This window comes from Burkholderia cepacia (assembly GCF_029962485.1).
Taxonomy (GTDB): Bacteria; Pseudomonadota; Gammaproteobacteria; order Burkholderiales; family Burkholderiaceae; genus Burkholderia.
On the sequence record NZ_CP073638.1, the window covers coordinates 3,080,259 to 3,092,770 of the forward strand.

Sequence of the window (12,512 nt, forward strand, 5' to 3'; positions counted from 1 at the left end):
CGCCGCACGGGGCAGTGACCGAAACCGATTCGACATTTCCACGGAGAGAGACCATGCAACGCCGCCAGTTCATGAACACCCTTGCCGCGGCGACCGCCGCGACGTCGCTGATGCTCAAGGCCGGCACCGCCGATGCGAAGAGCGCAACCGCGCCGGACGCGCTGGACCCGGGCCGCTGGTCGCCGTTCAACGCCGCGCGCCTGCAGGCGGTGCTCGACCGGCATGGCGTCGCGAGCGCGCGCTACGACGAAAAGCGCCGCCCGTACGCGGTGTTCGACTGGGATAACACGTGCATCATGAACGACTGCGAAGAGGCGTTGCTGATGTACCAGATCAACCATCTTCAGTACAAGCTGACGCCGGACGAATTCGTCGCCGTGATGTGGAAGGACGTGCCGAAGGGCGCGTTCATGAAGGACTACACGACCGTCGACGGCAAGCCGGTGACGATGGAGGATCTCGCCGCCGACGTCGAATCCGACTACCGCTGGCTCTACGCGAACTACAAGGGTTTCGGCGGTGAGAAGAGCCTCGACGAGATTCGCGAGACTGACCAGTTCAAGGATTTCCGCGCGAAGCTGTACTTCATGTACGACGCGATCTGCGACACGCACCCGCTCGAAGTCGGCTACAAGTGGATCATCTACTTCTACAAGAACATGACGACCGCCGAGCTGCAGGCGATGGCGGAAGCATCGGATAACTACGGGATCGGCGACGCGCTGCGCAAGGTCCGCTACGAAAGCCCGAAGACGCTGCCGGGCAAGGCTGGCGTGGTGGCCGACACGCATTTCCACGGCATCCGCATTCATGAGGAAATCCGCGCGGTGATGCACACGCTGCGCGCGAACGGCATCGACGTGTACGTGAGCACCGCGTCGCTCGACGATGTCGTGCGCGTGTTCGCCGGCAATCCGAACTACGGCTACGGCGTGCCGCCGGAGAACGTGATCGGCCTGCGCCTCGACATGCGGGACGGCAAGTACACGAGCACCTATCCGGCCGGCTGGCATTTCAACTGGGGGCCCGGCAAGACGGTAGGCATCCGCAACGTGCTCGAATCGAAGAAGGGCTACGGCCCGCTGCTGGTGTTCGGCGACAGCGACGGCGACGCGTGGATGCTGCGCGACTTCAAGGACACCGCGGCCGGCGTGATCGTCAACCGGATGAAGAAGGGCGAGATCGGCGCGGACAGCAAGCTCGCGGCCGAGCAGATCGGCCAGCAGGACGCGCGTTTCCTGCTGCAGGGCCGCGATGAGCACACGGGCCTGATGATTCCGGACGAGAAGTCGATCAAGTACGGCAAGACCGAGCGCAAGCTGCTCGCTTGACGTGTGCCGGGCCGGGCCGTCTCGGCCCGGCACCCGGCATGCGCGACGGCAGCGTCGCGCACGTCGGAACACGCGCGTTTCAGCGCTCGCGCGGCGTACCCAGCCGCTCCAGCAACGCGCCGATCAGGTCGATCGGCAGCGGAAACACGATCGTCGAGTTCTTGTCCGCGGCGATCGTCGTCAGCGTCTGCAAATAGCGCAGCTGCATCGCCTGCGGTTGCAGCGCGAGCCGTTGCGCGGCCTGCAGCAGCTTCTCCGACGCCTGCAGTTCGCCTTCCGCGTGAATCACCTTCGCGCGCCGCTCGCGTTCGGCTTCGGCCTGCCGCGCGATCGCGCGGATCATCGTCTCGTTCAGGTCGACGTGCTTGATCTCGACCGTCGACACCTTGATCCCCCATGCATCGGTCTGTGCGTCGAGCGTTTTCTGGATGTCGGCATTTAACTGCTCGCGCTCGGCGAGCAGTGCGTCGAGGTCGTGCTTGCCGAGCACCGAGCGCAGCGTCGTCTGCGACAGCTGGCTCGTCGCGTCGAAAAAGCGCGCGACCTGGATCACGGCCTTCTCCGGATCGACGACACGGAAATACACGACCGCGTTGACCTTCACCGACACGTTGTCGCGCGTGATCACGTCCTGCGGCGGCACGTCGAACACGACGGTGCGCAGGTCGATCCGCACGACCTGCTGGACGATCGGGATGATCAGCACGAGACCCGGCCCCTTCACTTTCCAGAACCGGCCGAGCATGAACACCACGCCGCGCTCGTACTCGCGGAAGATGCGGATCGACGACGCGACGAGCACCACGACGAAGACGATCAGGACACTGCTGAAGCCGAACGTGTAGCCGATCATGACGGCTCTCCTTGATGTTGTTCTTGCGCCGGTATGTCGTAGAGCGGAGCGACGGTGAGCAGCAGCCCGTGGCGGCCGGTGACGCGTACGCGGCAGCCCGCGGCGAGCGGCGCGCTGCTCGCCACGCGCCAGCGCTCGCCGCGCACGCGCGCCCAACCGGCGGCCGATGGCGCGGCGCCGGCCGCGCCGCGCGGCTGGTCGGCCTGCAGGCCGTCGTCGAGCACCTCGCCGATGCTGCCGAGCATCGCCTCGGCGCCCGTTACGACCGGGCGGCGCCGTGCGCGCAGCGCGACGCTCGACACGCCCGCGACGAGCAGCCCGCCGCCGAGCGCGAGGCTCGCGATCACGGGCCACGGAATCCCGTAGCCGGGCACGTCGGTGTCGATCAGCATCAGCGCGCCGATCGTGAACGACACGATCCCGCCAAAGCCGAGCACGCCGAAAGTCGGCAGGAATGCCTCGGCGACGAGGCAACCGAGGCCGAGCAGCACGAGGCCGAGGCCCGCGTAGCTGACCGGCAGCAGCTGCATCGCGAACAACCCGACCAGCAGGCAGATCGTGCCGGCGACGCCCGGCAGTACGAAGCCGGGGTTCGCGAACTCGAAGAAAAGGCCGTAGATGCCGATCGTCAGCAGGATCAGCGCGACGTTCGGATCGGTGATGATCAACAGGAAGCGGCTGCGCCAGTCGGGTTCGACCACGACGAGCGGCGCATGCGCGGTCGCGAGCCGCACCGTGCCGGCGGTGGTCGTCGCGCTGCGGCCATCGAGCTGGCGCGCGAGATCGGCCGGATCCTGCGCGATCAGGTCGACCACGTGCTGCGCGCGTGCCTCGCTGGCCGACAGGCTGACGGCTTCGCGCACCGCGCGCTCGGCCCATTCGGCATTGCGCCCGCGCAACTGCGCGAGGCCGCGGATATAGGCCGACGCGTCCTGCATCGCCTTGCGGATCTCGGTCGATTGCGTGTCGGTCGGCAGCGCGGCCGGTGACGCGCCCGACGCGCCCGAGGCACCCGGCGTCCCGGCCGCGGGTGGCCGTGGCGCAGCGGGGTTCGCGCCCGGCGGCGCGGCGCCGCCGACGCCGATCTGCACGGGCGACGCCGCGCCGAGATTGGTGCCGGGCGCCATCGCCGCGAAGTGGCTCGCATAGACGATGTAGGTGCCCGCGCTCGCGGCCCGTGCGCCGCCCGGCGCGACGAACGCGGCGACCGGCACCGGCGAGCCGAGGATCGCCTTGATGATCTGCCGCATCGAGGTATCGAGGCCGCCGGGCGTGTCGAGTTGCAGGATCGCGAGCGGCGCGTGCTCGCGGGCGGCACGGTCGAGCGAGCGCACGATGAAATCGGCGCTGGCCGGGCCGATCGCGCCGTTGATCGGGATCACGATGACCGGGCGAGCGGCAGCGGGCGCGTCGACAGGAGGCGGTGCGGCGACTGCGGCGCACACGACGAGCAGCGCCGCGAACAGCGCGGCGCGCGCGACCCGCGCGGACAGCGGGTGACGGGGGCGGCCGTCGGGCACGGCAGGCGCCGGCGGCTCATGACGGTGAAAGCGCATGGGGACGTCCGGGCGGCGCGCGGCCGCGCGCCGTCCGGCTCGCGGAAAGGGCGTGGGCCCGATGCTTAAAGATTAGGCGGTTTCGGCCGAAAGCGCGAAACCGTGGCCACGTGGCGCAGAGTCAGACCGCGCCGCCGCCGCGCGCAAGCACTTCGTCGCGATAATCGGCCGGGCTGCGCCCGCTCCATTTGCGGAACGCGCGGTAGAACGCGCTGGGTTCCGCGAAACCGGTTGCGGCCGCGACGTCGGCGATCGTGCGCGCGGGGTCGGCCAGCGCCTCGAACGCGAGATCGCGCCGCAGCGTGTCCTTGATCGACTGGTAGGCCTGGCCTTCCTGGTGCAGCTTGCGGCGCAGCGTGGCCTCGGCCACGTGCAGCCGCGCGGCCATCCCGCCCGCGCCCGGCCACGCGGCGGGCGGCATCCCGCGCAGCACCGCGCGCACGCGCTGCGCGAGCGCGTTCGGGTTGCGGTACTTGACGATGAAGCTGGCCGGCGCGTTGCGCAGGAACGTCTTCAGCGTCTTCGCGTTCTGCACGACCGGCAGCGTCGCGAATTCGGGATCGAAATCGACATACGAATCGGGTTCGTTGAACCGCATGTCGTCGCAGAACATCGACGGGTACTCGTGGTCGGCGGGCGGCGTGTCGCAGCGGAAGCTCGCATGCAGCAGCGGAATGCGGCGCCCGATCAGCCAGCAGGTCAGCCCGTACACGATGATGAAATAGGTCGCGTACGTGAACATCGCGGGCGTCGCGCCGTTGTTGCGGTGCACGAAGCGCAGCCGCACGCGCTGCGGGTTCGCGTCGAGCTCCGCGTGCAGGTCGTCGAGCACGCAGTGCATGAAATTCACCGCGCGCGCCATCGCGTGCAGCCCGTCGCGCGCGGTTAGCGCGGACTGGCTCATCGCGATGAAGCTGCCGCTGCGCATCGGGTGGCGATCCTGCCCGAAAAACTCGTCGTCCATCGTGCGCGCGATCGCGTTCCACAACGCGCCGTACTGCTGCGCGCTCACGCGTGCGCGCGGCTGCTCGAGCAGCGCGGGTGCGATGCCGGCCTGCGCGAGCAGCGGCTCGGCCGCGACGCCGCGTCGCGTGGCGAGCGCGACGCTGTAAGCGACGAGGCTGATCGCGACGGTTCCCTTGTCTTCCTGCTTCATCCGTGCCGCCGGTGTGGCAAAAACGCTCAGTGTAAATGAGCGACGCGAGCATCGAACAGTCGCGCCGGCTTGCCTACACTTGTTGCATCGAAACGCAAGGACGGTCGCGCCCGGCGGCCGCGGGAGACAGCAGCACCATGGACGAGCTTTATACCGAAGACCAGCGGATGATCCGCGATGCCGCGCGCGCCTTTGCGACCGAGATGCTGGCGCCGAACGCGGCGCAATGGGACCACGACGCGCACCTGCCCGACGCGATCGTCGCGCAGCTCGGCGAACTCGGCCTGCTCGGGATGATCGTGCCGCAGGAGCTGGGCGGCTCGTATACGGACTACGTGGCCTACGCGCTGGCGATGGAAGAGGTCGCCGCCGGCGACGCCGCGTGCGCGACGATGATGAGCGTGCACAACTCGGTCGGCTGCGGGCCGATCCTCGGCTTCGGCACGCCCGCGCAGAAGGATCGCTGGCTGGCCGACATGGCGGCCGGCCGCGTGATCGGCGCGTTCTGCCTGACCGAGCCGCACGCCGGTTCCGAGGCGAACAACCTGCGCACGCGTGCGGAGCTGCGCGACGGCAAATGGGTGCTGAACGGCGCGAAGCAGTTCGTGACCAACGGCCAACGCGCCGGGGTGGCGATCGTTTTTGCCATGACCGACCCGGAAGCCGGCAAGCGCGGCATTTCCGCGTTCCTGGTGCCGACCGACACGCCGGGCTTCATCGTCGGCAAGCCCGAGAAGAAGATGGGTATCCGCGCGTCGGATACGTGCCCGATCACGTTCGAGAACTGTGCGATTCCGGAAGAGAACCTGCTCGGCAATCGCGGCGAAGGGCTGAAGATCGCGCTGTCGAACCTCGAGGGCGGCCGTATCGGCATCGCCGCGCAGGCGCTCGGCATCGCGCGCGCGGCGTTCGACAAGGCGCGCCGTTATGCGGGCGAGCGCGTGCAGTTCGGCAAGCCGATCGCCGAGCATCAGGCGATCCAGCAGAAGCTCGCCGACATGGCCGTGCAGATCAACGCCGCGCGCCTGCTCGTGCATCACGCGGCGAAGCTGCGCACGGCCGGCTTGCCGTGCCTGTCGGAGGCGTCGCAGGCGAAGCTGTTCGCGTCGGAGATGGCCGAGCGCGTGTGTTCGGATGCGATCCAGATCCACGGCGGCTACGGCTACCTGGTCGATTACGAGGTCGAGCGTCACTATCGCGACGCACGCATCACGCAGATTTACGAAGGCACCAGCGAAGTGCAGCGGATGGTGATCGCACGGCAGCTTTGAGCCGCGACGGTCGCCCCGGTCGAAACATCACGCAAGGCACGAGGGCAGCGCGGCGAACGCGGCACGCAACGACGTGACCGTGCGCCGCACCAGGGGAAACCGCGCATGGGCTGCAGCGCATGCGCCGGTTGACCGCGAGACATGGAGACTGGAGGAAACGATGACGGTACAGGCATTCCTGAACGCACGCGACTTTCTGCTGCGCCATCGCACCGACTACGAAACCGCGTACCGCGAGTTCGAATGGCCGGTGCTCGATGCGTTCAACTGGGCGCTCGACTACTTCGACCCGATGGCGCGCGGCAACGACCAGCCCGCGCTGTGGATCGTCGATGCGGCGACCGGTACGGGCGATCCGTATTCGTTCGCGCAGATGTCCGAGCGTTCGTCGCGGATCGCGAACTGGCTGCGTTCGATCGGCGTCGTGCGCGGCGACCGCATCCTGCTGATGCTGCCGAACCGTGTCGAGCTGTGGGACGCGATGCTCGCCGCAATGAAGCTCGGCGCGATCGTGCTGCCTGCCACCACGCAACTGTCGCCCGACGACGTGCGCGACCGCGTGCAGATCGGCGGCGCGAAATACGTGATCGTCGACGAGAACGAAACCGCCAAATTCGAACAGCCCGACCTCGGCCTCGCGCAGAAGATCGTCGCGGGTGCGCCGCGCGCGGGCTGGCTCGCGATGAACGACGGTTATGCGGCGAGCGCCGAATTCGAGCCGGACGCCGTCACCTATGCGAACGATCCGATGCTGCTGTACTTCACGTCGGGCACGACGTCGAAGCCGAAGCTCGTCGAGCATACGCACCGCACCTATCCGGTCGGCCATCTGTCGACGATGTACTGGGTCGGGCTGCAGCCGGGCGATATCCACTGGAATATCAGCTCGCCGGGCTGGGCGAAGCACGCGTGGAGCTGCTTCTTCGCGCCGTGGAATGCGCAGGCGTGCGTGTTCGCATTCAACTACGCGCGTTTCGAGCCGAAGGTCGTGCTCGATGCGCTCGTCAAATACCAGGTCACAACGTTGTGCGCACCGCCGACCGTGTGGCGCATGCTCGTGCAGCAGCCGCTCGCGTCGTTCGACGTGAAGCTGCGCGAGATCGTCGGCGCGGGCGAGCCGCTGAATCCCGAGATCATCGAGCGTGTGAAGAAGGCGTGGAACATCGCGATTCGCGACGGCTACGGCCAGACCGAGACGACCTGCCTGATCGGCAACTCGCCGGGTCAGCCGGTGGTCGCGGGCTCGATGGGGCGGCCGCTGCCCGGCTACCGGATCGCGCTGCTCGACCCGGACGGCGCGCCCGTGACCGAAGGTGAAGTCGCGCTGCCGATCGGCCCCGACGTCACGCGCCCGGTCGGGCTGATGACCGGCTACGCGAACAATCCCGATGCGACGGCCCATGCGATGCGCGACGGCCACTACCGCACGTCGGACATTGCGATGCGCGGCGACGACGGCTACTACGTGTACATCGGCCGCGCGGACGACGTGTTCAAGTCGTCCGACTACCGGCTGAGCCCGTTCGAACTCGAGAGCGTGCTGATCGAGCATCCGGCGATCGCCGAAGCGGCCGTCGTGCCGAGCCCCGACCCCGTGCGGCTGTCGGTGCCGAAGACCTTCATCACGCTGCGCCAGGGCTACGAGGAAAGCCCCGAGCTGGCGCTGGAGATCTTCCGTTTCTCGCGCGAGAAGCTCGCGCCGTACAAGCGCATCCGCCGCCTGCAGTTCGCCGATCTGCCGAAGACGATCTCGGGGAAGATCCGCCGCGTCGAGCTGCGCCGCCGCGAGATCGAGCGTGGCGACGACGCGAGCGCGCGCATGCCCGGCGAATACTGGGAAGAAGATTTTGCCGCCGAACTGAAATGACGTGACCGCGGGCCGAGCGCGCCGCTTGTCGCGGCCGCCGCCCGCAGCCGAACTGAACCGGCCGCGCGGCGATATCGCGCTTCGCGGCCCTCTGCAAGGAGAGTGGATCGATGAACGCGAATTCGAAAGACGTGCCGACGGTCAAGCTGCTGATCGACGGCGCCTTCGTCGAGTCCGCCACGAACGAGTGGCGCGACATCGTCAACCCGGCGACGCAACAGGTGCTCGCACGCGTGCCGTTCGCGACCGTCGCGGAAGTCGACGCGGCCGTGCAGGCCGCGCACACCGCGTACGCGACGTGGAAGAACACGCCGATCGCCGCACGCATGCGCATCATGCTGAAGTTCCAGGATCTCGTGCGCACGAACCAGCAGCGCATCGCGAAGACGCTGACGGCCGAGCAGGGCAAGACGATTCCCGATGCCGAAGGCGACATCTTCCGCGGCCTCGAAGTGGTGGAGCACGCGTGCTCCATCGGTTCGCTGCAGCTCGGCGAATTCGCGGAGAACGTCGCGGGCGGCGTCGACACCTACACGCTGCGCCAGCCGCTCGGCGTGTGCGCGGGCATCACGCCGTTCAATTTCCCCGCGATGATTCCGCTGTGGATGTTCCCGATGGCGATCGTCTGCGGCAACACGTTCGTGCTGAAGCCGTCGGAACAGGATCCGATGTCGACGATGGAGCTCGTCGAGCTCGCGATCGAGGCCGGCGTACCGAAAGGCGTACTGAACGTCGTGCACGGCGGCAAGGAAGTCGTCGACGCGATCTGCACGCATCCGCTCGTGAAGGCCATCTCGTTCGTCGGCTCGACGGCGGTCGGCACGCACGTGTACAACCTCGGCAGCGCGCACGGCAAGCGCGTGCAGTCGATGATGGGCGCGAAGAATCATGCGGTGGTGTTGCCCGATGCGAACCGCGAGCAGACGATCAATGCGCTCGTCGGCGCCGGCTTCGGCGCGGCAGGGCAGCGCTGCATGGCGACGTCGGTCGCGGTGCTGGTTGGCGAAGCGCGCGACTGGCTGCCCGATCTCGTCGCCAAGGCGAAGCTTTTGAAGGTGAATGCGGGCGCGGAAGCCGGCACCGACGTCGGCCCGGTTGTATCGAAGACCGCGAAGGAGCGCATCCTCTCGCTGATCGAAGCGGGTGTGAACGAAGGCGCGAAGCTCGAACTCGACGGCCGCGACGTGAAGGTGGCCGGCTATGAAAGCGGCAACTTCATCGGCCCGACGATCTTCTCGGGCGTGAAGACCGGCATGTCGATCTACACGCACGAAATCTTCGGTCCGGTGCTCGTCGTGCTCGAAGCCGGAACGCTCGACGAAGCAATCGCGCTCGTCAACGCGAACCCGTTCGGCAACGGCGTCGGCCTGTTCACGCAAAGCGGCGCGGCTGCGCGCAAGTTCCAGAGCGAGATCGACATCGGCCAGGTCGGCATCAACATCCCGATCCCGGTGCCGGTGCCGTTCTTCAGCTTCACCGGTTCGCGCGGCTCGAAGCTCGGCGATCTCGGCCCGTATGGCAAGCAGGTCGTGCAGTTCTACACGCAGACGAAGACGGTTACCGCGCGCTGGTTCGACGACGACACGACGGCCGGCCCGGTGAACACGACGATCCGGCTGCATTGAGCGGCGGAGGACTCCAAAATGAAAATCGGATTTATCGGCCTCGGCCACATGGGCGCACCGATGGCGCTGAACCTGCTGAAAGCAGGCCACGAAGTGCACGCGTTCGACCTCAGCGCCGATGCGTTGCGCGCGCTGCAGGACGCCGGCGCGCAGGTGGCCGCGTCGCCGCGCGATGCCGCATCGGGCGCGACGTTTGTCATCACGATGCTGCCAGCCGCCCCGCACGTGCGCTCGGTGCTGTCGGGCGAAAACGGCGTGCTGGCGGGCCTCGGCGCGGGCGCGACCGTGATCGATTCGAGCACGATCGACCCGGCCAGCGCACAGGCGTTCGGCGCGCTGGTGCGCGAGCACGGCGGCGCGTTCGTCGATGCGCCGGTGTCGGGCGGCACCGGCGGCGCGGCGGCCGGTACCTTGACCTTCATGGTCGGCGGCAGCGATGCTGATTTCGAGCGCGTGAAGCCCGTGCTCGCCGGCATGGGCAAGAACATCGTCCACTGCGGCGCGACGGGCATGGGGCAGGTCGCGAAGGTCTGCAACAACCTCGTGCTCGGCATCTCGATGGCGGCCGTGTCGGAGGCGATGTCGCTCGGCGTCGCACTCGGCATCGACCCGAAGGTGCTGGCCGGCATCGTCAACACGTCGACGGGCCGCTGCTGGAGCTCGGACACCTACAACCCGTATCCGGGCGTGATCGAGACCGCGCCGTCGTCGCGCGGCTACACGGGCGGCTTCGGTACCGACCTGATGCTGAAGGATCTCGGCCTCGCGAACGATGCGGCGAAGCAGGCGCGCCAGCCCGTCTATCTCGGCGCGCTCGCGCAGCAGCTGTACCAGACGATGAGCAGCCGCGGCGACGGTCAACTCGATTTCTCGGCGGTGATCCGCCTGTACCAACCGGCAACGAAGAAGGACGCGTGATGATCGAACTGGACTACGTCGACGACGGCGCGATCGCGTGCGCGACGCTCAAGCGTCCGCCCGCGAACGCTTTTACCGCCGACGGGCTGCAGCAGTTGCAGGCAACCGTCGCGGAACTGAATGCGAACCCGCGCGTGCGCGCACTGGTGATCACCGGCGACGGCCCGAAGTTCTTCAGCGCGGGCGCCGATCTCAACACGTTCGCCGATGGCGACCGCGCGGTCGCGCGCGCGATGGCGTCGCGCTTCGGCGCGGCGTTCGAGGCGCTGCATGACGCGCGTGTCGTGACGATCGCCGCGATCAACGGCTATGCGATGGGCGGCGGGCTCGAATGCGCGCTCGCGTGCGACCTGCGGATCGCCGAGACGCATGCGCAGATGGCGCTGCCCGAGCCGTCGGTCGGCCTGCTGCCGTGCGGGCTCGGCACGCAGACGCTGCCCTGGCTCGTCGGCGAAGGCTGGGCGAAGAAGATCATCCTGACCGGCGCGCGCGTCGACGCGGCCACCGCGCTGCGGATCGGCCTCGTCGAGGACGTGGTCGAAAGCGGCGCCGCACGCGATGCGGCGCTGGCGCTCGCGCGCAACGTCGCGCGGCAGAGCCCGCACGCGGTCACGTACAGCAAGGAGCTGATCGGCCTCGCGCGCCGTGGCGTGCCGCGCAGCGCGGCGCTCGCGGTCGAACGCGAACGCTTCGTCGACCTGTTCGAGACGAACGATCCGCGCGAGGGCGTGGCCGCGTTCCTCGGCAAGCGCGCGCCGCAGTGGAATACCGACGGAGAGCCGCAACGATGAGCACGCCGGTCACGAATCACGACGCGTTCGCGGAGCACGCGCCCGAGGTGCTGTTCCGCGTGGTGAATCGCGTGGCGCTGATCACGCTGAACCGTCCGGCCGCGCTCAACGCGCTGTCGTACGCGATGATCGGCGAGCTGGCCGCGCTCCTCGAGCGCTGCCGCCACGACGACCAGATCGTCGCGGTCGTGCTGCGCGGCGCGGGCGAGAAGGGCTTCTGCGCGGGCGGCGACGTGCGTGCGCTGTACCGGATGGTCGCGCAGCGCGAAACCTGGCTGCCGTTCTTCGTCGACGAATACCGGCTCGACTACGCGATCCACACGTTCCCGAAGCCGGTGGTCGCGCTGATGGACGGCGTGACGATGGGCGGCGGCATGGGTCTTGCGCAGGGCGCCGCGCTGCGGGTGGCGACCGAGCGCAGCAAGATCGCGATGCCGGAAACGCGCATCGGCCTCGTGCCCGACGTCGGCGCGACGCATTTCCTGTCGCGCATGCCGGTCGAACTCGAACTGTACGTCGGGCTGACCGGCGCGATGCTGTCGGCCGCCGACGCGCTGACCGCCAAGCTAGCGGATCTGTGCGTGCCGTCCGCGTGGCTCGACACGTTCGAGACGCGCATCGAAAACGTCAAGTGGGACGGCGACGCGCTGCCGCTGCTGCGCAAGGTATTCGAGCCGCCGTGCAACGTCGTGCCGCATGCGGCGCTCGACAGCCAGATGCCGTGGATCGTCCGCCACTTCGACAAGCGCTCGACCGTCGAGCGAATCGTCGCGACGCTGACGCAGGATCTCGCGCGCGAAGACCTGTCGCGCGAGCACCGTCAATGGCTGCAGGCGACGCTCGATGCGCTCGCGAGCCATTCGCCGACGATGCTTTCCGTGACGCGTGAAGCGCTGCTGCGCGGCCGGCAGATGACGCTGGCCGAATCGTTCCGGATGGAACTCGGCATCGTGGCGCGTGCGATCGAGGAAGGCGACTTCTGCGAAGGCGTGCGCGCGCATCTCGTCGACAAGGATCGCAAGCCGCGCTGGGCGCCCGCGTCGCTCGTCGAAGTGCGCGCCGAACGCGTGCGGCATTTCCTGACGTCGCCGTGGAAGCTGTTCGCGCATCCGCTCGCCGATCTCGGCGCGGCGTGACCGCCCGG

10 protein-coding genes are annotated in these 12,512 nt (G+C 68.2%); 7 read left to right on the forward strand and 3 right to left on the reverse strand.

Annotation, left to right across the window (positions count from 1 at the left end; translation table 11 throughout):
• Positions 1-53: 53 nt before the first annotated feature.
• Positions 54-1,331, forward strand: a complete 1,278-nt coding sequence (locus tag KEC55_RS30315) for a haloacid dehalogenase-like hydrolase (protein ID WP_282508734.1) — start codon at positions 54-56, stop codon at positions 1,329-1,331.
• Positions 1,332-1,410: 79 nt separating this feature from the next.
• On the opposite strand, the gene KEC55_RS30320 is transcribed toward KEC55_RS30315, so the two are convergent.
• The 3 genes from KEC55_RS30320 to KEC55_RS30330 all read right to left on the reverse strand — a co-directional run bounded on the left by KEC55_RS30320 (position 1,411) and on the right by KEC55_RS30330 (position 4,896).
• Positions 1,411-2,184 carry a slipin family protein gene (locus KEC55_RS30320; protein ID WP_282508735.1) on the reverse strand — a complete coding sequence of 258 codons (774 nt, stop codon included), beginning with the start codon at positions 2,182-2,184 and terminating at the stop codon, positions 1,411-1,413.
• On the reverse strand, positions 2,181-3,740 hold the full coding sequence (locus KEC55_RS30325) for an NfeD family protein (protein WP_282508736.1): 1,560 nt from the start codon (positions 3,738-3,740) through the stop codon (positions 2,181-2,183). The genes KEC55_RS30320 and KEC55_RS30325 overlap by 4 nt, the downstream gene beginning before the upstream one ends.
• A 121-nt stretch (positions 3,741-3,861) precedes the next feature.
• On the reverse strand, positions 3,862-4,896 hold the full coding sequence (locus KEC55_RS30330; RefSeq protein ID WP_282508737.1) for an AraC family transcriptional regulator: 1,035 nt from the start codon (positions 4,894-4,896) through the stop codon (positions 3,862-3,864).
• A 137-nt stretch (positions 4,897-5,033) separates the two neighbouring features.
• Between KEC55_RS30330 and KEC55_RS30335 the strand changes: the two genes are divergently transcribed.
• The 6 genes from KEC55_RS30335 to KEC55_RS30360 all read left to right on the forward strand — a co-directional run bounded on the left by KEC55_RS30335 (position 5,034) and on the right by KEC55_RS30360 (position 12,504).
• A complete protein-coding gene (locus KEC55_RS30335; protein WP_023477775.1) occupies positions 5,034-6,167 on the forward strand; it encodes an acyl-CoA dehydrogenase family protein in 1,134 nt (377 codons plus the stop codon).
• A gap of 160 nt (positions 6,168-6,327) precedes the next feature.
• Positions 6,328-8,034 (forward strand): AMP-binding protein, encoded by a 1,707-nt coding sequence (locus KEC55_RS30340; protein ID WP_282508738.1) that lies wholly within the window; start codon positions 6,328-6,330, stop codon positions 8,032-8,034.
• A gap of 110 nt (positions 8,035-8,144) precedes the next feature.
• Positions 8,145-9,659, forward strand: coding sequence for a CoA-acylating methylmalonate-semialdehyde dehydrogenase (locus KEC55_RS30345; protein WP_282508739.1), 1,515 nt, complete (start codon positions 8,145-8,147; stop codon positions 9,657-9,659).
• 18 nt (positions 9,660-9,677) lie between these two features.
• Positions 9,678-10,577, forward strand: coding sequence for a 3-hydroxyisobutyrate dehydrogenase (mmsB, locus tag KEC55_RS30350; RefSeq protein WP_282508740.1), 900 nt, complete (start codon positions 9,678-9,680; stop codon positions 10,575-10,577).
• Positions 10,577-11,368, forward strand: a complete 792-nt coding sequence (locus KEC55_RS30355) for an enoyl-CoA hydratase (RefSeq protein ID WP_282511470.1) — start codon at positions 10,577-10,579, stop codon at positions 11,366-11,368. Before mmsB ends, KEC55_RS30355 begins: the two co-directional genes overlap by 1 nt.
• Entirely contained in the window at positions 11,365-12,504 is a 1,140-nt protein-coding gene (locus tag KEC55_RS30360) for an enoyl-CoA hydratase/isomerase family protein (protein ID WP_282508741.1), read from the forward strand. Before KEC55_RS30355 ends, KEC55_RS30360 begins: the two co-directional genes overlap by 4 nt.
• Positions 12,505-12,512 lie beyond the last annotated feature (8 nt).